The sequence below is a fragment of the Gimesia sp. genome (genome assembly GCF_048260065.1).
Classification (GTDB): domain Bacteria; phylum Planctomycetota; class Planctomycetia; order Planctomycetales; family Planctomycetaceae; genus Gimesia.
Map to the genome: position 1 here is coordinate 65,142 of NZ_JBLXHC010000012.1, position 23,286 is coordinate 88,427.

The 23,286-nt window shown below is 49.9% G+C and carries 15 protein-coding genes; 8 read left to right on the top strand and 7 right to left on the bottom strand.

What is annotated here, in order from left to right; all coding sequences use genetic code 11:
• Positions 1–16 precede the first annotated feature (16 nt).
• The 3 genes from ACN0YN_RS21090 to ACN0YN_RS21100 form a co-directional block, all read right to left on the bottom strand.
• Positions 17–3,139, bottom strand: coding sequence for a DUF1549 domain-containing protein (locus ACN0YN_RS21090; protein ID WP_417386997.1), 3,123 nt, complete (start codon positions 3,137–3,139; stop codon positions 17–19).
• A 100-nt stretch (positions 3,140–3,239) separates the two neighbouring features.
• Positions 3,240–4,889: a LamG-like jellyroll fold domain-containing protein gene (locus tag ACN0YN_RS21095; protein WP_417386998.1), complete on the bottom strand. Its 1,650-nt coding sequence runs from the start codon at positions 4,887–4,889 to the stop codon at positions 3,240–3,242.
• Positions 4,886–5,455 (bottom strand): sigma-70 family RNA polymerase sigma factor, encoded by a 570-nt coding sequence (locus ACN0YN_RS21100; protein ID WP_417386999.1) that lies wholly within the window; start codon positions 5,453–5,455, stop codon positions 4,886–4,888. The genes ACN0YN_RS21095 and ACN0YN_RS21100 overlap by 4 nt, the downstream gene beginning before the upstream one ends.
• Before the next feature lie 395 nt (positions 5,456–5,850).
• Between ACN0YN_RS21100 and ACN0YN_RS21105 the strand changes: the two genes are divergently transcribed.
• The 5 genes from ACN0YN_RS21105 (at position 5,851) to ACN0YN_RS21125 (ending at position 11,231) form a co-directional block, all read left to right on the top strand.
• A complete protein-coding gene (locus tag ACN0YN_RS21105; RefSeq protein WP_417387000.1) occupies positions 5,851–7,089 on the top strand; it encodes a beta-ketoacyl-[acyl-carrier-protein] synthase family protein in 1,239 nt (412 codons plus the stop codon).
• A 325-nt stretch (positions 7,090–7,414) separates the two neighbouring features.
• Complete coding sequence (locus tag ACN0YN_RS21110; RefSeq protein WP_002646333.1) at positions 7,415–7,678, top strand: acyl carrier protein; 264 nt, start codon at positions 7,415–7,417, stop codon at positions 7,676–7,678.
• A gap of 21 nt (positions 7,679–7,699) precedes the next feature.
• Entirely contained in the window at positions 7,700–9,085 is a 1,386-nt protein-coding gene (locus ACN0YN_RS21115) for a phytoene desaturase family protein (protein WP_417387001.1), read from the top strand.
• Positions 9,086–9,331: 246 nt separating this feature from the next.
• On the top strand, positions 9,332–10,759 hold the full coding sequence (locus ACN0YN_RS21120; protein WP_417387002.1) for a phytoene desaturase family protein: 1,428 nt from the start codon (positions 9,332–9,334) through the stop codon (positions 10,757–10,759).
• A gap of 46 nt (positions 10,760–10,805) precedes the next feature.
• The gene (locus tag ACN0YN_RS21125; protein WP_417387003.1) at positions 10,806–11,231 is read left to right on the top strand and encodes a 3-hydroxyacyl-ACP dehydratase FabZ family protein; all 426 of its coding nucleotides are present in this window, start codon (positions 10,806–10,808) and stop codon (positions 11,229–11,231) included.
• Between the two features lie 13 nt (positions 11,232–11,244).
• On the opposite strand, the gene ACN0YN_RS21130 is transcribed toward ACN0YN_RS21125, so the two are convergent.
• Both ACN0YN_RS21130 and ACN0YN_RS21135 read right to left on the bottom strand, forming a co-directional pair.
• Positions 11,245–12,531, bottom strand: coding sequence for a PQQ-binding-like beta-propeller repeat protein (locus ACN0YN_RS21130; protein ID WP_417387004.1), 1,287 nt, complete (start codon positions 12,529–12,531; stop codon positions 11,245–11,247).
• A gap of 148 nt (positions 12,532–12,679) precedes the next feature.
• Complete coding sequence (locus tag ACN0YN_RS21135; protein WP_417387005.1) at positions 12,680–13,189, bottom strand: FxsA family protein; 510 nt, start codon at positions 13,187–13,189, stop codon at positions 12,680–12,682.
• 954 nt (positions 13,190–14,143) lie between these two features.
• Here ACN0YN_RS21135 and ACN0YN_RS21140 point away from each other — a divergent pair.
• The 3 genes from ACN0YN_RS21140 to ACN0YN_RS21150 all read left to right on the top strand — a co-directional run bounded on the left by ACN0YN_RS21140 (position 14,144) and on the right by ACN0YN_RS21150 (position 20,869).
• Complete coding sequence (locus tag ACN0YN_RS21140) at positions 14,144–15,469, top strand: efflux RND transporter periplasmic adaptor subunit (RefSeq protein WP_417387006.1); 1,326 nt, start codon at positions 14,144–14,146, stop codon at positions 15,467–15,469.
• Positions 15,470–15,480: 11 nt separating this feature from the next.
• Positions 15,481–18,921 carry an efflux RND transporter permease subunit gene (locus ACN0YN_RS21145; protein ID WP_417387007.1) on the top strand — a complete coding sequence of 1,147 codons (3,441 nt, stop codon included), beginning with the start codon at positions 15,481–15,483 and terminating at the stop codon, positions 18,919–18,921.
• Between the two features lie 496 nt (positions 18,922–19,417).
• The gene (locus ACN0YN_RS21150; RefSeq protein ID WP_417387008.1) at positions 19,418–20,869 is read left to right on the top strand and encodes a TolC family protein; all 1,452 of its coding nucleotides are present in this window, start codon (positions 19,418–19,420) and stop codon (positions 20,867–20,869) included.
• Positions 20,870–20,938: 69 nt separating this feature from the next.
• On the opposite strand, the gene ACN0YN_RS21155 is transcribed toward ACN0YN_RS21150, so the two are convergent.
• A complete protein-coding gene (locus ACN0YN_RS21155; RefSeq protein ID WP_417387009.1) occupies positions 20,939–22,084 on the bottom strand; it encodes a hypothetical protein in 1,146 nt (381 codons plus the stop codon).
• 136 nt (positions 22,085–22,220) lie between these two features.
• Positions 22,221–23,111: a hypothetical protein gene (locus tag ACN0YN_RS21160; RefSeq protein WP_417387010.1), complete on the bottom strand. Its 891-nt coding sequence runs from the start codon at positions 23,109–23,111 to the stop codon at positions 22,221–22,223.
• Positions 23,112–23,286 lie beyond the last annotated feature (175 nt).

Below are 23,286 nucleotides of genomic sequence, written 5' to 3' on the forward strand. Positions count from 1 at the left end.
GTGTATGACTCAGATTTTAATTCGGGTAGATGAATTCATTGGTGCTGAGTAAAGCATGTGTGAAATCGGTTAACGCCAGGAGTGTGGCATTCTCTTTTTTCTCTGCCTGGTACGATGCCTGATGCTGTTGGATGAAAGCCAGCGAGATTGCGATTTCGCTGTTCGACGGTTTTCGTCCTAATGCGATCTGGTAGGCATTCTGAATATTTGTTTCGAGTGATTCCGGATGTTCTTTTAGAAGTCGTGCAGCGAACGAGCCGGCGCTTTTTCTGATGAAGTCGGCATTCATAAACAGCAGAGCCTGCGGTGCGATTGTCGTGCTGGAACGCTGGCCAATACTGACCAGTGCCTCGGGGGCATCGAACAGCTGCATCATCGGGATCAACTGGCTGCGTTTGATTTTGAAATAGATGCTGCGGCGCTGGTTATCCTGCTGCAATGAGCCGGGGCCGTACATTGTTGGATCCAGTTGGTCGCCGACATAAAGAATTGCATCGCGGATGACTTCTCCTTCCAGGCGTTGCGGAGAGCGCCGCCAGTAGAGTTGATTCTCGGGATCGATTTTGGATTTGGCGGGATCAAAATCGGTTGACTGTCGATAGGTGCCGCTCAACATGATTTCTTTATGTAATGGCTTCAATTGCCAGTTGTATTGGATGAGTTGATTCGCCAGATATTCCAGCAACTCGGGATGCGTGGGGCGTTCGCCCTGTAAGCCAAAGTCGTTCGGGGTGGCGACGATTCCCGTGCCGATATGATGTTGCCAGAGTCGATTGGCCATCACACGTGCCAGCAGTGCGCCGGCCCCCTGGTTCGTATCAGTCATCCAGTTTGCCAGTGAAGTGCGTCGGTAGGAGGTGGAAGCCGATTCAGGAGGTGCTGCGATCCAGGACGCTTCTTTTTCAGGAGTACGCATCAGGACCTGCAGGAATCCCTGGCTGGCGACTTTAACTTTCTGGTCTGTGTCACCCCGGGTGAGGTGAAAGGTTTCTTCGAAGAAGTCTTTGCCTTGAGTGTGATGCCGAACCGGTTTGATTTCCGGACCTTCGCTGCAGATCATGACTTTAGTCAAGGCAGGTTGTGGTTCGGTTTTCAGATGCGTTTCGACTTTCTCTTTCAAAGCGACCCACTGTGGATCCTGTTGCTCAAACTGACGTTTCAAAATTTCTTTCTGAGCGGCTGACAGTGCTTCCGGTTTCCCTTCCTGAACGAGCTGCAGGGCCTGTGAAAGCGCTTCGGGACTGCCACCACCGGTTTTTACTGCAGAGGGAGTGGTGCTGCTGACAGAAAATCGGGGACGGCCGATGCTGTGATTTACATTGTTCGTGAACGACATGCTGATGGTCAGTTCGGTCTCTCCTGCCTGATCCAGGGGTGTTTCCAGATCAAAGATGACCGCCTGATCTTTTCCGATCCCACCCAGGTCGACGGCCCAGCCGGAACCGTATTGACCATCAATCGCGCTGGCAGCGGAAAGTGTGGTCTGATTCTGCTCATGTGTCGCACGGGCATTCGTCAGTTTGAGATCTTTCGCTGCCGCTTTCTTGTCTGCTAAAGATTTGGCTTTAACTTTGAAGGCGGTCAGAGAGAAGTTTCCATTCACTGCACGCCCGGGACCCTGTTTCGGCAGAGAACGATGCGAGAGCGCTTCCAGGCGAATCGATCGAATGGGGTTTACACTGGTACGGAGCGTGAATGTGTACTGATCCTGATTGATATTCGGACCGCTGACGAGCACGGAGCCATCGTCCAGTTTTTCGAAGCGGGCCTTACCTTTCGAGGTATGCCCGATCACTTCGGGGACAATCCATTCCTCAAGTGGAACGTTTGCCGCTTTGCCTGAATGCAGCCACTTTTCAAAAGCAGGTTCGACAGATGAAGTCTCGTACTCCTGTAATGCCTTGACCAGCGGCGCGTGTGCCTGGTCGAAGACTGCTTTCTCTTTCTTGTATTTTTCCGGATCCAGGTCGAGTTCGATTTCCGTACGCACGGTCGTCGTGAACGTGGACAGCATGCGGTAGTAATCATTGCTGGGAATGGGATCGAATTTGTGATCGTGACAGCGGGCGCAGCCGACACTCAGCCCCAGCATTGCCAGGCTGGTCGTGTTGAGCATATCGTCCAGTGCGTCATAGCGGGTGCGTTCAACTTCATTAGCAGTAATCTGAGTCGGGAAGACACCCGCTCCTAAAAAACCTGTCGCCATGAGGGCCAGCGGGTTATTCGGTTCGATCTCATCCCCCGCCAGCTGCCACTTCACGAATTGATCGTAGGGCATGTCCTGGTTTAAGGCTTTGATGACAAAGTCACGATAGTGGTAGGCATAGTTGCGATCGTAGTCGTGTTCGAAACCATGGCTCTCTGCAAAACGGGCGATGTCCAGCCAGTGACGGGCCCAGCGTTCGCCGTAATGCGGGCTGGCCAGCAGTCGATCAATCAGTTTTTCGTAAGCATCAGGGGACTGGTCTGCCAGGAATTCTTCGATCTCAGCCGGCGTGGGAGGTAGACCGATCAGATCATAGTAAGCACGGCGGATATAAACGCGTTTGCTGACTTCTTCATTAGGAGTCAGTCCTTTTTCCTGTTGTTGCGCAAGAATGAACTGGTCGATGTTATTATGAGCCCACTCATTTTGTTTCACTTTTGGGACAGCAGGTTGAAGCAGTGGTTGAAACGACCAGAATTTGCGGTCATCGCTGGTAACCTGCATGGCTCCGTCATCGGCAGTTCCTGATGTCGCCAGTGGTTTGTCGAAGGGGGCACCCAGGTCAATCCATTTCGACAGGCTGGCAATCTCTTTTTCAGAGAGTTTCGGTTCCTTGAGAGGCATATAAGGTTCTTCTCGGTGTTCGACGAGCGCCATCAGATAGCTGTCTTTGGCTGTTTTGTCGATCATGCCGCTTTCCAGTAGCTTTTTACGACTGGAGAGATCAAAGTCTCCCTTCACTGATTTTCCGCCATGACATTTCAGACATTTGGCAACGAGCAGAGGACGAACTTCTTTTTTGAAGAGCTCCAGTCCCTGCTGCATGCGTTGGGCGTGGTCGGCTGGCAGTTCGGTTTTCTTTTCTGCTGCCGGGAGCAAACCTTTGAAAACAAATCCGGGGATGATGATGAGCGCGAGTAGAAGATTTCGCATCAATGCCTCGTTGTTTATGATGTAGGATCGGGTGAGTATTCAGGGGATGGTTATCGAATGTTTATATTACCATGTCACAATAATTGGTGAGAGAAATCAATCAGGAATTCGGTTTTCCCGACTGATACAGCTTCAATATTTCTTCAGCAGATAACGCACGACCGAATAAAGCGAATTCATCCAGTCGTCCGTTTAAACTGCGGATGGAGTGGGCGCCTGAGTGTTCCTGTGGACGCCAGTTGCCGATCTCTGCAGGGCCGATGACCAGGGGGATCGGGTTTTCGATATTGTGATGACTGACCGCGACGCCATCCAGGTAGTGCACGACTTCCTGTTTCTGATGATCGTAAACGGTAACCAGAAAGATCCAGCGTCCCAGATCTGTAGGCTGTAACACGACGGGAGAAAAAAAGTTCTTGCCGGGGCCGGTTTTGATGCCCAGAATCATTTCCCCTTTGTCACTGAGTTGCCAGTGCGGGTTGCCGTCGTTGTAGCCGTCGGTCAGCATCAGCGAACTGAGCCAGCGATCAAAGCCTTCAATGCGAACCCAGGCCATGAAGGTCAGCGACTGGTATTCTCCGGGAATGTGCGTCCGTACCCGGTCGCTGGTCCGTTTGAATTCCAGACCGCGTTTTTGTGGCCAGCGACCCGAAGTCCACTGACAGCCGACAATGGCTCCGTTAGTGGACGAGGATGGTTTCTGCTGGCTTTTATTATTGAGCGTTCGCAGCCAGTTGGAAGACTCTTCAAAATCGTAGTAGGCGATGATGGAGGGATCGGCTTTTAATTCCGCATTCTGTTTCTGCCAGCGTTTGAACTGCTGTGCCTGCTGCTGTTCAACCAGTTGTGACAGTTCTTTCGGATTGATCAGCGGAAGAATTGCTTCCTGGAGCCTGTCAATCGTGCCCCCCTGATCGAACTGCACGCCTTCGCCGGTGGTCAAACTTTGGATGTTTACTGGTGTTGCCTGGCTGTCTGTAGAATGCAGTTCTACCTTACCGTCGATGACCTGAACCTGTCCGCTGCCGGACTGATCCAGAGAGAGAGTAAACTCGGTTCCCAGATCGACCACATTCAGTCGGGATGTTTCCATGGTAAAGCCGTGTGCCTGTTCGGGCACGGATGCGCGTACTTTTCCGAATTGGCAGAATGCTTTGAGTGGTGAGATCAGTTTGACCGCTGCGGGACCTTCGATCAGAATCGAAGCGCCGCTGATCAGTTCCACCTGAATGGTCCCCTGTTTCAGTTTCAACCAGCCGGCTGAGAGACCTGCACCGGCCTGCAGATTTCGGTTGGTATCCCATTCGACGCCGACCGCTTGGGTTAAGAGTGCAATATGGTCTGTCTGGGGGTGAGTGATTTCATTAACTGGTTGTTCAAGCGGCGTTTCAGCAATGGTGGGCGCGAAATCGGGCCTTGTATTCCACCCGGCGTAGTAAGCCAGTGAGATCAGTAGTGTCGCCGCGACTAACGAAGAGATCAGCATCAGCAGAAAACGGGGGGGTTTCCGCTGAGACGGAGGCGTCTCGGATGCTGGTTGAGAAATCCAGGTGGCAGGCTCTGTCGTTTCGTTAGCCCAGGTGGAGAGTCCGTTATGGACCTGCATGTAGTCGATATAAAGTTGACGCTGTTCAGGATCAGATGCGAGTAACCGTTCCAGTTCTGCCTGTTGCGCAGCGCTGATTGTGCCCTGAAGCAGAGCGTCGATCAGAAGAATCGTCTGGTTGTCGGGCGTGGGTTTCTGGTTCATGATCCCATCTCCGGAGAGTGGAGTGTCTGTTGCATGCAGTCCATCAGTTTCAGCCGCAGACGTGATAATTTCTTGTAGAGTGCATCACAGGAACGCCCTGTCTGCTCGGCCACTTCTTTGATGCTTTGGCTTCCGTGGTAACAGTCCTGGATGAGTTTGCGGCTTTCGGCATCCAGTTTCTGAATACAGTTCTGCAGGATCCGCTGTCTGTGTTCGGTTTCACTCAGTGTTGATGACTGTTGTGCTGCGATGAGCGAGAGAATTTCATCAGAAAAATAATGACGATCCCGGCTCTGGACCCGTTGGAAGTTTTTCACTTCATAAAAGGCGATCCCGCAGGCCCAGGAAGAAAAACTCTGCGTTTCGTCGAAGGTATCCCATTTTCTCCACAGCACCAGGCAGGTCTGCTGAAATACATCGTCGGCATCTGTCTGATGAGGCAGTAATGTTCCGATAAACCCGCGAATCAGACTGTGATGTCGAGCCAGCAGCGAAACAAATTGTTCATGGGGGATCTGATTCATGAGGGAGTCGGTATCAAATTCTGTTTCCAGGGACACGTTCATACTGTTATTCGTACGCTCAAATCAAAATCGGACGGCGAGAATCCCTCCTTTTTTGAACCAGTTACTGACTGTTGCTGAGAAAACTTCTGTAAGTCTGCCTCTAGTGGGAGTTTATGGCTTCTATTTTCAGGTGCCTTATTTTGACTGAGGTTCTTTTTTGGGAAGAGGTTTCATCACAGGTAACACTATACAGAAATTATAGTAGAAGTGACGTTGATTCTATTGCGAATCGCAAATCTGAATTGCTGCGCCACTTGCGAGTTTACAGTAGAACGGGTAATCTCCTTGGGTTAAACTCTAACATTTCCTCTGCCCGGCCGCTGCGGTCGAGTGGCTCATGAACCTTCATTGCATTATCAAATCGATCAGAGTGGTATAAATCCATGCAGGCATCAATGGATGATCAAAGCAGAATTGTCATTACAGGGATCGGTTTGACCGCTCCCAATGGCAACAATCTGGATGAATTTCGGCAAAGTCTACTGGAAGGCCGTTCGGGAGTTGTGGACTACAACATCCGCTATATGGGAGATGTACTCGCCGGCGTCTGTGATTTTGATGAATTACGCTATCAGAAACGAAAAGAAGTCCGCCGCGGCACGCGTGCCGGCTCGATTGCCGTTTACTGTGCGAATGAAGCGGTAAATCAATCAGGCCTGGACTGGGAAAATGTGGCTCGAGATCGTGTCGGCGTTTATCTGGGAATTACCGAGCACGGAAATGTCGAGACGGAAAACGAAGTCTACGAAATTTCTCAGTTCGATTATGACACCAAAGTCTGGTCACACCATCACAATCCACGAACTGTTGCGAATAATCCAGCCGGGGAAGTGACCCTGAACCTGGGGATCACCGGTCCGCATCTGACGCTGGGTGCCGCCTGTGCTGCAGGGAACGCCGGATTTATTCAAGGCGTGCAGATGCTGCGGTTGAATGAGGTTGATCTCGCCTTGTGTGGCGGGGTTTCTGAGAGTATTCATACATTCGGGATCTTTGCCAGTTTCCAGAGCCAGGGGGCTTTGGCGGTAAATGAAGATCCTACCAAGGCCTGTCGACCTTTTGACGTGAACCGCAATGGGATCGTGGTGGCCGAGGGAGGCGCTGTCTGTACGTTAGAGCGTCTTCCCGATGCTTTAGCCCGTGGAGCGACGATTTACGGGGAAATTGTCGGCTATGCCATGAATTCTGATGCCAGCGATTTCGTGCTTCCCAATTCCACGCGGCAGGCAGAGTGCATTCATCTGGCGCTAAAACGGGCCGGACTGAAGCCGGAAGATATTGATATTGTCAGCAGCCACGCCACGGCGACCCATCAGGGAGATATCGAAGAAGCCAAAGCTTTGGCCAGTGTTTTTGGCGACTGCCCGAATCTGGCGATCAACAATACCAAGAGTTTTATCGGACATGCGATGGGGGCGGCCGGCGCGCTGGAAATGCTGGGGAATCTGCCCGCATTCGAAGATGGAATCGCCCATGCCACACTGAATCTGGATGAGATTGATCCCGAATGTAAGCTGCCTCAACTGGTTCCTAATACACCACGTAAGATGGAACGGGTGGAATGTATTCTGAATAACTCGTTCGGAATGCTGGGAATCAATTCCGTGCTGATTGTCAAAAAATATTCTGCCTGAAAAGACTGTTCAACGGCGGCCTGCCGCGCTATAACGGCGGTAGAATCTGCCTGGCGAGGAACAGTGTTCACCCATCGTAAATGATGATTCCTGATGGATTTTCTGAAAAACTCTGCTTTATCGAGGCCTGAGTCGGTTTAAATCCATTATTAGATCGGGTTATAGTATTCCTGATCAGGGGCGGGTTTTTCAGACCCGGCTTCTAGCGGGGAGATTCTTTGTTTGTTATAAGGGGCTTCCCTTTAGCGGGTTTCCCCGTGATCTTTGTGAGCTTCGCTGCACGAAATCGACGTTATTGGATTTTTAGAAAGTTTGGAGTTTCTGCATGGCGCCGGAACAAATCAGATCGGTAATCTTGGATATCTTGTCTCGTATTGCTCCCGATGAAGATCTATCGGATCTGGATGACAGTGTTCCTTTCCGGGAGCAGATGGAACTGGACAGCATGGATTTTCTGGATATCGTCATGGAGTTACGCAAGCTCTATCGAGTACAGATTCCCGAAGAAGACTATGGTGAACTGGTAACAATGGACAGCACTGTAACCTACCTGACACCACTCCTGAAGGATGCGGAAAGCACCGTCTGAATCCCCTGATATCCCTCCGCCATGACCTACGATTCAATCATTATCGGTGCCGGCCTGTCTGGGCTGGCCGCTGGAATCCGGCTGGCTTATTATGGGAAGCAGGTCTGTATTCTGGAAAGACACACCACCATTGGTGGCCTGAATTCCTTCTATCGACTGCGTGGGCGAAATCATGATGTGGGCCTGCACGCGATCACCAATTACTCGCCTCCCGGCGGGAAACGGGGGCCTCTGAATAAAATTCTCAGACAGCTCCGCTTCAGCTGGGAAGACTTTGATCTCAGTCCCCAGTTCGGTTCGTCTGTCGTTTTTCCCGGGCATACGCTGCGGTTTAATAACGAGTTTGCTTATTTCGAAGCCGAAATCGCAACACAGTTTCCCAGTCAGATTGATGGTTTCAAGCGTCTGGTTGCGGAGATCGACGCCCACAACATTGGCGATCTGGGACAGACTTGGGTTTCCGCCCGGGCCCGCATGGCGGAACACATTTCAGATCCCCTGTTGATCAATATGCTGCTCTGTCCTTTGATGTTTTATGGCAGCCCGTCCGAGCATGACATGGATTTCAATCAGTTCGTAATCATGTTCCGCAGCATCTACCAGGAAGGGTTTGCCCGTCCCTATAAAGGGGTGCGGTTGATTCTGAAAAACCTGGTGAAAAAATTCAAATCACTGGGAGGGGAACTCAAATTACGGGCCGGAGTTCAGCAACTGGTCACCGACGGCAATCACGTTTCAGGCGTGGTGCTTGATGACGGGCAGGTTCTCGAAGCAAAAAATGTGCTCTCTTCAGCAGGATCGGCTGAGACACTGCAGATGTGTGGTGCGGAGGTTCCCGTGGATGACCGGTTTACTCCTGGAGAAATATCATTCGTCGAAACCATTTCCGTACTCGATCAACAACCTGCCGAGTTAGGGCACAACGAGACGATTGTGTTCTATAACGATTCCGAAGACTTTTACTACGAACAGTCTAAAAATCCGGTCGATGTTCGCAGTGGCATCATCTGCTCTCCCAATAATTTTGAGTACGACCAGCCTCTGGAAGAAGGTTCAATTCGCATTACGGCTCTGGCCAATCCGGATTACTGGATGAATCTTCCAGAAGAAAAATATATCGCAGAGAAAAAGTACTGGTACGACCAGATTCTCGAATCATCAATGCGGTTCATTCCCGACTTCCGCCCGCATGTGATCGACGTCGATACGTTTACGCCACGCACGATCAAAAAATTCACCGGGCATATCAACGGGTGTGTCTACGGTGCTCCGCAGAAAATACTGGATGGCACGACTCCTTTTGATAATCTGTTCCTCTGCGGTACGGATCAGGGGTTTCTGGGTATCATTGGCTCCATGCTTTCCGGAATCAGCATTGCGAACCTGCATCTACTGAACGCAAAGTAAACATCCCGGAGAGGGTAATGCTGTACTCTTGCTTCATGGCAGGGCAAAAAGACGCGATTTTTTCTATTCAGCTGAGGGGAATTGTCACACTTTTGTCACAGCATCCTGAATTACTGCGGTTTAGTAGACAAAGCCCCTGTTTTTCGATAAACAGGAGATGCAAAAACTTGCCATTCATGCAGGAGCAGTGAACCGTCACTGTCCTCTCTTTTTCATCTGCTACACTCAATACAACGCTGAATTATTATGGCCAAAGATTTTCTGAAAGACGCTCAAGACGAATATGATGTGATTGTGATCGGCAGTGGTCTGGCAGGTATGACCTCTGCTAACATCCTCGCCCGCCAGGGATATTCTGTACTGCTCCTCGAACATCATTACCAGCTGGGCGGAATGGCCACCTGGTTCAAACGCCGGAACGGTCATATCTTTGATATTTCACTGCATGGCTTTCCCTACGGTATGCTCAAGAGCTGCCGGAAATACTGGACTCAGGAAATCGCCGACAACATCGTTCCCCTGCGAGGCGTGCGATTTGAAAATCCGCAGTTCTCGCTGGAGACCACTTTTACCCGTGAAGACTTCACCCGCCTGCTGATCGAAAAGTTTGGCATCGAAACCGAAACCGTCAAAAACTTCTTCGATACCGCGCGCAAGATGAACTTCTTCGACGATCAGGGCAAAACGACCCGCGAACTGTTTGAAGAGTTCTTCCCCGGTCGCGACGATGTCGTCCGTCTGCTGATGGAGCCGATCTCGTACGCGAACGGATCGACGCTTGAAGATCCTGCCATCACCTATGGTATTGTCTTCTCGAACTTCATGCAGAAAGGTGTCTACACCTTCCGCGGGGGCACCGATCATCTGGTCAAACTGATCAAGGCGGAAATGGAACGCAACGGTGTCGATGTCCGCATCCGGACCCAGGTCGAAAAGATCGAAGTCACCCCCGATCGTCGTGTGACCGGCGTGGTGGTCAACGGTCGTCGTATCGGCTGTAAAGCCATCATGTCCAACTCAAACATCAAAGGGACCATCCTCAACCTCGTGGGCGAAGAGCATTTCGATTCCGAATATGTTGAGGAAGCCAAAGCCGTGCGGCTGAACAACAGCAGCACCCAGGTCTACATCGCGCTCAAGCCGGGCGACGAACTTGATTTCTGTGGCGATCTGCTGTTTCATTCCGAGCACAAAGGTTTCGATATCAAAGCCATGCTCAGCAAAGAAGTCAGCAGTCGTACCTTCTCGTTCTACTATCCTGAAACGCGGCCGGGCAGTGACCGTTCTCTGATCGTCTCTTCCACCAATGCGAATTTCAGTGACTGGGCTGATCTCCCCGAAGAACAGTACGAAGCCGACAAAAATCATCTGATCGAAACCACGCTCGACTGCCTCGAACAGTATGTGCCGAACATTCGTGACCGCGTGGATCACCTGGAAGCATCCACACCGCGGACCTTCCAACGGTACACACAGCATCTGCAGGGCGCATCCTTCGGAACCAAGTTCGAAGGGCTCAAAGTCAGTAAGGAACTGCCCGAACAGATTGAAGGTCTGTACCATGCCGGTTCGGTGGGCATCATCATGTCCGGCTGGTTGGGAGCCGTGAATTATGGCGTGATCGTCAGCAACGACGTTGATAAATATCTGACCCCCGCTGCGGCCCGCATCTGATTCTCACCGAGTCTGACTTTAATCAAATACGAAACGGAACGTTCTCGTGAATCTGGACGATATTAAAGCCTGTATTCCTCACCGTGAGCCTTTTTTGTGGCTTGATGAAGTTGTCGCGCTGGAAGAAAACTGTATCCACGCCCGCAAGTTCGTCTCACCTGAGATTGATATCTTTCAGGGACACTATCCCGACCATCCGGTTCTGCCGGGCGTGATTCTCTGTGAAGCCGCCATGCAGGCTGCTGCTGTTTTCATTGCGAAAACGGATGCACCCGATACCGGTAAAGTGCCTGTTGCCACCCGCTTGAACAACACTAAGTTCCGCCGCATGGTGAAACCGGGAGAAACGATTGATATCGAGGTGACGTTGACTGAAAAGCTGGGCGGTGCGTATTTCTTTAGCGGAAAAATCTCAGTCGGAAAAGAGACAGCGGTCCGCCTTGAATTTGCGGTAACCGCTGCCGATGCGTAATTCAGCGAGTCGACTATTTCCCTGCTGACTGATCTTCAATCCGATACAGGAAATGCTCTGTTCGCAGAATAAGCGACTTCCCGGCGACCGCCAGCGAAGCAACACAGCCTTCTTCCAGCTTGTTTGCGGCAAGTTCTTTGTATTCCTTTCCGGGTTTAAATACACGGGTTACGCCTTCGCGATCCGGTGCATAGATCTTTCCGTCCGCATAAATGGGAGAGGCGGAAAATGAACTGCGGTCCATTCGCTCTTTCCAGACCTCTTTCCCTGTTTCTGCATCCAGGCAGGTCGCGATTCCCTTGTCGTCGATCATGAACAGCAGACCGTCAATCAACAGCTGGGAAGGTTTGGAAGGGATTCCTTTCTGTTCGATCCATTTAACATGTGAATCCGTTACATCCCCATTCCCGCCCGGGTTGACTGCATACAGATGGGCTTTGCCAAATCCGGTGCCGACATAGATTTTCTCGCCATCAAACAGCGGACGATTGGCAGCGGAGTGCTGTGGGTAATAGAACTTCCAGTATTCATCTCCTGTCAGCGGATTGTAAGAGATGGTTGCTTTCGCTGCGGGGCTGATCAGTTGCACGCGACCTTCATATTCGATTATTCGGGGAGTGGCGAATGCTTTTTTAAAGTCGCCGTTCTTGGTGCCGTAATCGATGTCCCGGTCTTTCTTCCAGACTTCTTTCCCGGTCTCTTTATCCAGTGCGACGATGTACTGGTAATCGTAACCATCATATTGCAGAATCAGCAGGTTCTGATAGATAATCGGTGACGAACCGGCGCCCCGCCAGTGATTGCATGGATAATCTCGACGTTCCCACAAGACTTTGGCTGTCTTTGTATCCAGACAGGCAGTGCCATAGGCACCATAATGCACATAGATCCGTCCGTCTTCAATAATTGGCGTACTTGAGGCGTGTGAATTACTGGGGTCAATGTACTGTGGTTTTTCGACATCGAAAATCTTTTTGTCGTGCAGGATTTTACCGGTATTGAAATCGACACAGACGACGCCCAGCTCTTTACCATCTTTCGTGGAGGTCGTCACCCAGACCTGATCTTTCCAGACGACAGGTGAAGACCACGCACGCCCGTGAATTGCGGTTTTCCAGACGATGTTTTCTTTCTCGCTCCAGGTGGTTGGTAATCCGGTTACCTGCGATGTGCCATCGGCGTGTGGACCACGGAACTGATCCCAGTAGGGTTCTTCTGCTGTCACCAGAGATGCAGATGTCATCAACACAGCCAGCAGGGAGACAACAGAGAGCAGGCGTCGAAAGTGGAGCAGGGGCATATCGGGTTCCTGAATTGAATGATAAACAGCGGGTAGGAAAGCAGAGGGCATCGGTGGTTAATAACTAAAGGAAGTTAACACAAAGACACGATGATCCGCCTGTTTTCGATTATATGAGACGTCACCCCCGATGCAATTGTAAAGCCATTTATTCTGTTTCTGAGGAATCTTTACGAGTGAATTCGACGTCGATAATCTCTTCTTCTGCGGGGTAATGACCGGGCTCTGTTGACTGCTGGAAGTCCTGAAAATGGGTGGCGCTGGTGTAGAACGTATTCTGAGCGCGTACCTGCATCAACGCTCTTTGTTTGAGCCATTCCCCGACCCGGAGTTTCAGGATTTCGCGAACGGGCGGAATGAGCAGGGCAAAGCCGACCATGTCAGTCATAATACCGGGGGTAATCAGAAACGCGCCGGCGATCAGAATCATCAGCCCGTCCAGCAGCACACCGGTGGGAGGCTGACCTTGCACCATATGCTGTTGTATTTTCCTCCAGGCCTGCGCACCCTGTTTCCGAGCCAGCCAGGCTCCCAGAATCCCCGTCACGACAACCAGACCAAACGTTACAACCGGACTGGTCAGCGAACTGAACCAGAGCAGCAGCCACAGCTCGGCGAGAGGAATGATCGTGAACAGCAGGAACAGTCGAAACAGCACAGTCAGTCACCGGCACTAAAGGAACGTGAAGCGAGGCACTATCCGATATTCTATACCAAACTATCACGGCTGAACATACCCACCTGCTGAATCGCTCATGTCGAGCAGGGGAGAAATGCACTTCAAGTTTCTCCGAGTACTGTCACCAGTCTATACCACTGCTCGATTTTCACCACACAGATTGGACTTGAATCTCTGGTGACCCCGATGAAACTACGCAGTTATGCGTCGCGCGCGTTGTCTGTTTTTTTCGATGTGATCAATCGTCATATGTAGTAAAACCTGCACTATACCCAATGCTGGCCTGACAGTGTTTTCCATTATTTTCCTCAGCAGACCTTCCACATGAGCACCAGTTATCGAACCTGCTTCGAACACTTATGAATGCCATTATCTGCCACAATTGAAAACGATTCGACCTGAAACGCGACAATCCTGCGCCAGGCCTGCTTCCAGGTCCTGTTCGATTTCTCCAAGGCAGATCGTTCCATTTAACCCAGCATGTTGAACGGCAGGTAACCGTCAACTGGTCTTAACTGCTGCTGAAAATCAGATCACGTTTATGCAGTTCTCTTCAAGTTTTTGTTCTCTGAATATTTCCAGTCTCCTATTCACCGGAGTAGAGAGACTACGGCGGAAACTCCTGACGGGGCCTGCATATATTTACGTTAGACAGTGCAGTATTTTGCGTTTTCGACTGCAAGAAGTTGCACGAAAAACCTGAACCACATCAAATTCACCTCAGAAAATCTAAAGGAGAATGACTGTAAAAAATATTTCTTCCTGTAAAAAAAGTCCTGTTATTCAGGGTGGAAATAGACTTGGCAAAAACAGTTCGCAATAAAATCGGCGCGCTGGTATGTCGATTGCGTAAAAGTTCATAGTTCATTCTATTTTTTGTCCTCGATAAATGCTCCCTTACAGGACATGGGAAACAACTGCGAGAAAAACATTATGAAACTCTCACCACTTTCTATCCTCAGCCTGATGCTCATTACCCTGTCGATGCACGCCTGTTCCAAACTGGAAGGTCATAGCGATGTTGAGCAGCATGAAGAGCATCATCCACAACACAAAATTATTGTCACCAGCCCGATGAAGAAGGACGTGGTCAGTACACAGCAGTACGTTTGCCAGATCCACTCTTATCGACATATTGAGGTTCGGGCTCTGGAAAGTGGATACCTCGAAGAAATCCCCGTCAAAGAAGGACAGTCCGTAAAGGCGGGTTCTACGATGTTCAGAATATTACCCACCCTTTACGAGGCCAAATTGAACGCCGAGAAGGCTGAAGTATCACTGGCCCAGATCGAATACGATAACACAGAGCGGTTGTATAATCAGAAAGTCGTCGCGAAGCCCGAAGTCGCACTGGCAGAAGCAAAGCTGGCAAAAGTGACCGCCAAGATGCAACTGACCCAGGCTGAACTGGACTTCGCAACGATTAAAGCACCCTTTGATGGCATTATCGACAAACAGCATCATCAACAGGGGAGCCTGATCTCAGAGGGTGACATTCTCACGACTTTGTCTGACAACAGTGTCATGTGGGTTTACTTCAACGTCCCTGAGGCACGTTATCTCGAGTTTAAAGCCGACCCCAACCGGGACAATATTAAAGTAGAGCTCCAGTTGGCAGACGGTTCGAAGTTCCCCTATGTCGGTAAGATTGGTGCGATTGAAGCTGATTTCAATAACCACACCGGAAACATTTCCTTCCGTGCCGATTTCCCCAACCCGAATGGCCTGTTACGACATGGTCAGACCGGAACCATATTGCTCAGCCGTGTTATTAAAGATGCGATCGTGATCCCGCAGCGGGCAACGTACGAAATTCTTGCCAAGAAGTATGCTTATGTCGTTGATAAGGATGACCTGAAGGATCACATGGAGCATGCGAAAAAACATGAAGCGAAGGCACATGGAGAGCATGCAGAACAACATGCCGAGCATCATGCCGAAAAACACGAAGAAAAAATCTCTGAAAAACATGAAGGTGAGCATGCAGAACAACATGCTGGAAATCATGCAGCAGAGCATGCAGATGAACATGCCGAAAACCATAAAAGCAAACATGCTGAAAATTCTGGCATCGTGCATCAACGCGAAATTGTAATTTTAAAAGAATTGGATGATATCTATCTGATTAAAGAGGGACTCGATGTGAACGATAAGATCATTCTGGAGGGGATCCGACAGGTTCGCGATGGGGAGCAGGTGGAATATGAGTACCTGTCTCCAGAAAAAGCTCTTGAGAATCTGAAATATCACGCAGAATAGGAACTCCCGCCATGTTTGCTAAATTTCTTCACCGCCCCGCGTTGGCCATCGTGATCTCCCTGCTCATCCTGTTTATGGGTGCGCTGGCGATCTTTGGTCTGCCGATTTCACAGTTCCCCTCTGTAGCACCGCCAAGTGTGGTGGTTTCAGTATCCTTTCCTGGTGCCAGTGCCAAGATTCTGGTGAACTCTACTCTCGTGATCCTGGAACGAGCCATTAACGGCGTTCCGAATATGCGTTACATGAGTTCTGCAGCTACCAGTGCCGGTGAAGCAGCGATCAAGATCGTTTTCGAACCCGGTACCGACCCGAACGTGGCGGTTTTGAACGTGAATAACCGAATCCAGATGGTTAAGAACCGTCTTCCCCCCATCGTGGAACGCGAGGGGATCATCGTCATGCAGAACATGACGAGTATGTTGATGTATGTGAATGTTTACAGTAAAGACCCCAACCACGACCAGAACTTTCTTTACAACTACGTGACTGCCAACCTGCTGCCTGAAATCAAGCGAATTCGCGGGGTTGGCCGGGCGACGATCCTGGGGAACCGTGCCTATGCGATGCGCGTCGAACTAGACCTCGATCGCATGCGTGCCTACAACATCTCTTCCTCAGATATCATGGAGGCGATCAAAGAACAGAGTATGATCGGCTCGCCTGGACGACTGGGTCAGGCAACAGGTACGACATCGCAGACGATCGAGTACGTATTGACGTGGGTGGGCCGGTATAACACGCCGGAACAATACGAGAAAATTATTCTAAGAGCCAATCCCAATGGGGAGATTCTGCGTCTCAGTGATGTCGCCAAAGTAACACTGGGGTCATCGTTCTATGACTTGTATTCAGACATCGACGGCTATCCTTCCGCTTCAATTGTGTTGAAGCAGACTCCTGGTTCCAACGCGGCAGAAGTGATTAAAGAGGTCAAGCAGAAGCTGGAAGAAGTCAAAGGGGAATCATTCCCTCCAGGTATGGACTATGCGGTCAGTTATGACGTTTCCCGGTTTCTGGATGCCTCGATTGAAAAGGTGCTCCATACCCTGCTCGAAGCGTTCATTCTGGTATCTCTGGTGGTGTATCTGTTCCTGGGTGACTTCCGCAGTACACTCATTCCGACTCTGGCGGTTCCGGTCTCGTTGATTGGTACCTTCTTCTTCATGAGTATGTTCGGGATGTCGATCAACCTGATCACGCTGTTTGCTCTGGTGCTGGCGATCGGGGTTGTGGTGGACGATGCCATCGTGGTGGTGGAGGCGGTGCATGCCAAAATGCACGAGAAACACCTCTCGCCGTATGCGGCAACCAGAGAGGTCGTACATGAAATCAGTGGTGCGATTATCGCCATTACCCTGGTGATGACTTCAGTGTTCATTCCAGTGACCTTCATGCCCGGGGCAGTGGGCGTGTTCTATCGCCAGTTCGCACTCACGATGGCCATGTCTATCGTGTTGTCCGGTGTGGTGGCATTGACACTGACTCCGGTGCTCTGTGCAATGATTCTTAAACCTCACGCAGCTCACGAAGAACAACGTGGACTGGTCGGTTTACTGAATCGTGGTATGAAAAAGATAGCAGGGCGTCATGCATATATTCTCCGTGGTCTGCTGTCGATCGTGCTTGGACTGGCTGCAGGGTTTGGAATCTACGAACTGCTGCATGTGGAGATTATTCACGAACTGATTTCCGAACAGGTTCATCTTACAGAAAATAGAACCCTCGGTATCGCTTGTGTGATGGCTGTCTTATTCATCTTCACATTCCGTTCGATGTTTTCAGGAAGTGAACCGGGTGAAGAGAAGAAACGCGGGCCACTCGGTATCTTTTTACATTATTTCGACCGAGGGGTTGAGAAAGTTACAGGCGGTTTCGTAGCCATCGTAAGTCGTATCGTTTCACTACGACTGCTGACCATGCTGGTGATCGGTGGCTTCTGTTATGGAATCCTGCTGGTGAACCAGGTACTTCCTTCCGGCTTTATTCCGCTGGAGGATCAGGGGGTAATCTACGGGATTATTCAGACCCCTCCCGGCTCAACGCTCGAGTATACCAACTCCAAGTCACACGAACTGCAGAAAATCTGCCAGGGCTTTGATGAAGTGACCTCTGTGACCTCGCTGGCTGGTTATGAAATTTTGACCGAAGGTCGTGGTTCCAACGCAGGTACCTGTCTGATTAACTTAAAGCCCTGGGCGGAACGTGAACTGACTTCGAAAGAGATTATTGAAAAGCTCGAGGAAAAATGTCGTGAAATTTCTAATGTGAAACTTGAGTTCTTCGAGCCGCCGGCCGTTCCCGGTTTCGGTGCCGCGGGTGGTTTCTCGCTGTGTCTGCTAGATAAGACGAACAGTGGCAATTACGAAGAGTTTGGAAAAATCACAGAGAAATTTCTGGCTGACCTGGGAAAACGTAAAGAGCTCAAGGGATTGTTTACCTTCTTCGCCAGCAACTACCCTCAATATGAAATCGTAATTGATAATGATGTTGCCATGCAGAAAGGTGTTTCGATTGCTGATGCGATGGATAACCTCTCTATCGTCGTCGGAAGTACCTGGGAGCAGGGTTTCATTCGCTTCGGCCAGTTCTATAAGGTTTATGTACAGTCAGCTCCCGAGTTTCGGCGGTACCCGGAAGACCTGGAAAACATGTTCGTCAAAAACGAGGATGGGGAAATGGTACCTTACTCTTCGTTTATGAAGATCAAGAAGATGCAGGGGATGAATGAAATTAACCGCTATAACCTGTATACAACCGCGATCATCCAGGGTGCTCCGGCAACAGGCTACAGTAGTGGTCAGGCTATCAATGCGATCAAGGAAGTTGCCGAACAGACACTCCCCCATGGTTACGGCATCGGCTGGCAGGGACTCGCGTATGACGAGGCCAACAAGGGAAATACTGCGATTTACATTTTTGCCATCGTTGTTGTCTTCGTGTATCTGGTGCTGGTAGGACAATATGAGAGTTTCCTCCTGCCGCTCGCGGTGATCGTTTCGTTACCCGTGGGTCTGTTTGGATCATTTCTATTCCTGAAGGGAATGGGGCTGGCAAACGACGTTTATTGTCAGATTGGTCTCGTCATGCTGGTCGGTCTGCTCGGTAAGAATGCGATTTTGATTATTGAATTCGCCGTTCAGCGTCGACAGGAAGGCTTGAGTATCAAAGATGCAGCCATCGAAGGGGGGAATCTGCGATTCCGTCCGATTGTCATGACCTCCTTCGCGTTTATCGCCGGTCTGATTCCGCTGGTCCGTGCCACCGGTCCTGGTGCGATTGGAAACCGTACGATTGGATCTACGGCAGTCGGTGGGATGCTCATGGGTACTTTGATCGGAGTCCTGGTCATTCCCGGACTTTACTACCTGTTCGGCAAGATGGCTGACGGGAAGAAACTGATCAGGGACGAACATGATGAGCCGCTGAGTGAGCTGTTCGAACGCGATACATAAACCGCTAGTGGACTCGGTGCTTGAATCAATCAAAATCGGTTCAGGCATCGTCGATCCTTCGCTTGCGAAGTAAAATTGATCTTAAGGAGGTTTCTCCCTTTCTCCTTGATGACTCAATGTTTTCCGGTTGTTCATTCCCCTCGGGTTCTCTATCCCCTGTATAATTCTAACTTACCATGAAAACAATTAAGTTGAGACATATCACAGGTCGAAAAAAGAACTAACGGTGATTGTCTCTACATGCATCTGGATCTGCCGCCAATTAAAGATCATCGACTGACAATCCACACATGAAATCCACACGGATGTGGTTGATAACCAGGAACTTATAACACTGGTCACGATGTCAAGGATTAGGCAGATGAACCTTTCATATAGATCTACAACTTCGAAACTCAAGAGGCTCGCGCTCTGGCCAACTGTCGTTTCATCTCTCATGCTTTCTCTTACAGCCTGTAGGATTCCCTGTCTGCAAGACGCGGATGAAGGTCCCGGAATGCCGGACACCTTCAACGGAAGTTACGACGAAACCAATTCGGCCGAACTCGATTTTGCGGTCCTGTTTGATGACCCAATGCTTTCGGGGCTGATTGATCAGGCGATGGTTGATAACCAGGAACTGAAAATCCTGGCTCAGGACATTGATATCGCCAACAACGAGGCCTATGCATGGACAGGGTCGTACCTGCCTTTCCTCAATTTGCGGGCTGGTGCAGATATCGATAAACCCGGTCGCTATACCCGCGCTGGTGCCGTTGAAGATCAATTACAGATTGCTCCAGGAAAAGGGTTTCCTGAGCCACTGCCTAATTTCCTGCTCGCAGCCGATATTTCCTGGGAAATCGACATCTGGAGAAAGCTGCGGAATTCGAGAGACGCTGCTTCCTTACGTTTCCTGGCGACAGAAGAAGGGCGGAACTATATCACGACGCGTCTGATTGCCGAGATTGCCGAAAACTATTATGAGTTACTGGCGCTCGACAAACGGTTAGAGACATTAAACATCACGATCGGCCTTCAGGAACGAAGTCTGGAAGTTGCCAAGGCGAACAAAGAAGCAGCTCGCGGAACCGAACTGGCCGTGCAGCGATTCCTGGCAGAAGTTCGCAAGAACCAGAGTGAAAAGCTGATCATCCAGCAGAAACTGATCGAAACCGAAAACAAAATTAACTTCCTCGCCGGTCGTTATCCACAGCCTGTCGAACGCAAGCAGGTGGATTTCTTTGAACTCAACATGCACACGATCAATATTGGTGTGCCTTCACAGATGCTGAATAACCGTGCCGACATTCGTCAGGCAGAACGGGAACTGCAGGCAGCAGGACTTGAGATTCAGGTTGCCAAGGCTCGCTTCTATCCTTCACTGGTATTAAATGCTGGCGTAGGGTATTCGGCCTTTAATCCCCGGTATCTGTTTATCACACCAGAATCACTGGTCTACAATGCCGTTGGTGAACTCGTCGCTCCCGTGATCAACCGACGTGCCATCAAGGCAGATTACCTCAACGCGAATGCCCGTCAGATTCAAGCGGTCTATGAATACCAGCGAACTGTTCTGAATGCCTTCACGGAAGTGGTTAACCGCATCAACAAGGTTGAGAATTACGGTCGCAGCGTCGAAGTCAAAAAACAGCAGTTGAAAGCACTCGAAGAATCGGTCGATGTTGCTACAAAGCTGTTTCAGAACGCCCGAGCCGAATATGTGGATGTGCTGCTCGCACAGCGTGACCTGCAGGATGCCAAAGTGGTCCTGATTGAAACGAAGCAGCAGCAACTGGCTGCGATCGTGAATACTTATCAGGCCCTCGGTGGTGGCGGTGTGATCCCGACCTACGATTCAGGTCGAGTTACCATTTCCGATGAACAATATGTGCCACCCATGATCGAAGAACCTGCCCCCCCCGCGGTGGATGGGGAAGTGCCTCCGATGCTGAAAGAAGAAGAGTAAAGCAGGGACTGCTTCACAGGTTTCAGTAAAATTCCTGAGTCCTGGAGATGCTGTTCATGAGGAGCAAGATCATTTTTCCTCACCCTGCCTGTAGCGTTTTACCAGTCTGCGGTCAGAAACAACGGTGACTGGCGTACCTGGTGCGAAGTCCAGTTTTGTGAAGACATCGGACGGCAGCTGTGGGTTCAATTCGATGCTTTCGAGTGTATACTCTTTATGCATTGATGGTTTTTGACTGGGTACCCGTTTTCCCATTCTGGCATAGTATTGGTTCGTATGTACCTGGCAGGGGAACCAGATTCCAGGTTGGATTTCCTGCCAGCGATCAACGACAGACTCCGAAACAGGAAGTTCTTTTGAGACGTGGTAGATAAAGTACTCCCTGCGCAGGGGAATCAGGTTTCGGTCCTGTGCCAGCCAGAGGTCGGTACGAGAACGCGGTTTTCCACTCGAGTCGAGGGTTTCAATCCGAAGGGTGATGCAATTCAAGCCCTGAACAGTCGCTTTACCTGTTTCAATGATCCGGGTATTCGCAACAAACTGATCGGTATGCGCCTGGACCGCTTTTTTACCGGTCAGGTAGCTGGAGAGCGGGGCTGGCAGCTGTTCGGGTTCAAACAGAAAACGATGAGGGCTGATCTGGTTCAAAGTTCCGGACGGTGAATTGGAAATCAGACCACGCTTCGAGCGACGCGACGGTTCCTCTTTTCCCTCTGCGGTCATGCTTTCTTCCCAGAAACTGCGAAACGTTGTTCCATCGAACAGAGTCAGCTTTTCTTTCGTTCCCGATTCGACCTGAATCCATGTTTCGTTCTCATGAGTCCCTGCAGGATCAGTTGCACGATAACCATCCTGAAGCCAGTACAGACCGAGTGAAAAGGTCATCACATAACGGCCTTTCGTCTGGATCTGTTGCCGAAACTTCTCTCCCTGTCTGATGAGAGAAATCGTGGAATGGCGTTCGATGGGTTTCGGACCATCATACTGTATTAACTCAGCATGATCGATTTCCGTCATTTTCATTTTGAGCTTCAGACTCTGATACAAGGCTTCGTTCTGTTTTACCTTGTGAATCAGTTGCCGAAGTTCGGCTGAGAGTGCGGGCGCTTGCTCTTCGCCTCGCGCAATGACAGGCAGAAGAAAAACAGTCAGAAGCAATACGATGCTGTGAACAGATATAAAGCGCTGTCTTATCTGTCGTGTTTCCTGCCACATATCAAAGCTCCTTTACAATGGAGTGTGTTACGAATTCTGGGCGGATGTTGTTTAATAAGTTCTGATCGAGCTGATATCTGTTGCCATGATTCGTTGCTGGATGACAATCGCAGCAAATCGTTTCATCAGAGATCATTCATTTCTTCTGTTTTTGATTCTCGCTATCACTGTCTTTCATCAAAGCCCCTGGTGAAAAAATCAGGCTGGTAAAAACATCTTTTGGCAGTTGCGGGGCCAGTTCGATAGTCGGGACGTCATACATTCTGCGCCAGAGAAGTTGTTCCCGTTTTTCCAGGATGATGGTAAAAATATTATTCTCTTCCTGGTGCGACTTATCAGGAAACCAGACACCAGAGGCAATTTCCTGCCAGGAGTCGATGCTGGAATCTGATCGGGAGATTATATCCGACCTGTGGCTGGAAAAAGTCAACTTACGGACTGGAATAAGATTCCGTTCGCGCGCCAGCCATAGTTCGTGCCGCGTTAGCAGTTTACCGTCGCTCGCGGTGATTTGAATGCTGAGTCGGATGCACTTCAGCCCTGCAAACTCCTCTTCGTCTAGGATCTGCACATGATACTTTCCTCGTATTTCACGTTTTACGCCGGGATATGCGGAAATTGAGTCTGGCCCCTTGAGGAAGGTTGACAGTGGAACATGAGGACGGCTGTTAAAAAACAGAAACGTATGTGGACGGACCAGATTTGAAAATCGCGGCGGCTCATTAGTACGATCAGTATCGCTCTTTTGAATCGGTTTTCCATCTTTTATGACTGCAGTTAAATCAGTACTCGAAAAAATGCGAAGGGTTTTGCCATCATATGCCTGAATCTCTTTCATCACTCCTGTATTCGAATACATTCTTATTTCTTTATCTGGAGGGATAAGATAGTGAACCTTAAATCGACCCTGTTTTATTTCCTCTTCGCGATACTGATTCCCATGCAGGAAAAGGGTTGTATTCGTTTCAAAACGAATTTGACGATCAACCTCATTTGATGCAGGAAACATTTCATCTACATTGGTCACTTCGAGTTTCAGCTGAGTATACAGTTTCTCATTCTGTTCAATCTCCTGAATCAGTTTCTGTAATTCTTCCGTCTTTTCTGTATCATTCTCTGCGCTACATTTAGCTGCAGGCAGAAATGTGACTGACAGTATCATTATGAAGCAGATCAGACTCTCGAACTTATTCGCGTTATAT

Coding starts and splice junctions, on each gene's coding strand:
- ACN0YN_RS21150 (WP_417387008.1), top strand. CDS start 19,418: ATGCCGGACACCTTCAACGGAAGTTACGACGAAACCAATTCGGCCGAA.
- ACN0YN_RS21095 (WP_417386998.1), bottom strand. CDS start 4,889: ATGAACCAGAAACCCACGCCCGACAACCAGACGATTCTTCTGATCGAC.
- ACN0YN_RS21090 (WP_417386997.1), bottom strand. CDS start 3,139: ATGCGAAATCTTCTACTCGCGCTCATCATCATCCCCGGATTTGTTTTC.
- ACN0YN_RS21155 (WP_417387009.1), bottom strand. CDS start 22,084: ATGTGGCAGGAAACACGACAGATAAGACAGCGCTTTATATCTGTTCAC.
- ACN0YN_RS21100 (WP_417386999.1), bottom strand. CDS start 5,455: ATGAACGTGTCCCTGGAAACAGAATTTGATACCGACTCCCTCATGAAT.
- ACN0YN_RS21130 (WP_417387004.1), bottom strand. CDS start 12,531: ATGCCCCTGCTCCACTTTCGACGCCTGCTCTCTGTTGTCTCCCTGCTG.
- ACN0YN_RS21110 (WP_002646333.1), top strand. CDS start 7,415: ATGGCGCCGGAACAAATCAGATCGGTAATCTTGGATATCTTGTCTCGT.
- ACN0YN_RS21115 (WP_417387001.1), top strand. CDS start 7,700: ATGACCTACGATTCAATCATTATCGGTGCCGGCCTGTCTGGGCTGGCC.
- ACN0YN_RS21140 (WP_417387006.1), top strand. CDS start 14,144: ATGAAACTCTCACCACTTTCTATCCTCAGCCTGATGCTCATTACCCTG.
- ACN0YN_RS21120 (WP_417387002.1), top strand. CDS start 9,332: ATGGCCAAAGATTTTCTGAAAGACGCTCAAGACGAATATGATGTGATT.
- ACN0YN_RS21145 (WP_417387007.1), top strand. CDS start 15,481: ATGTTTGCTAAATTTCTTCACCGCCCCGCGTTGGCCATCGTGATCTCC.
- ACN0YN_RS21105 (WP_417387000.1), top strand. CDS start 5,851: ATGGATGATCAAAGCAGAATTGTCATTACAGGGATCGGTTTGACCGCT.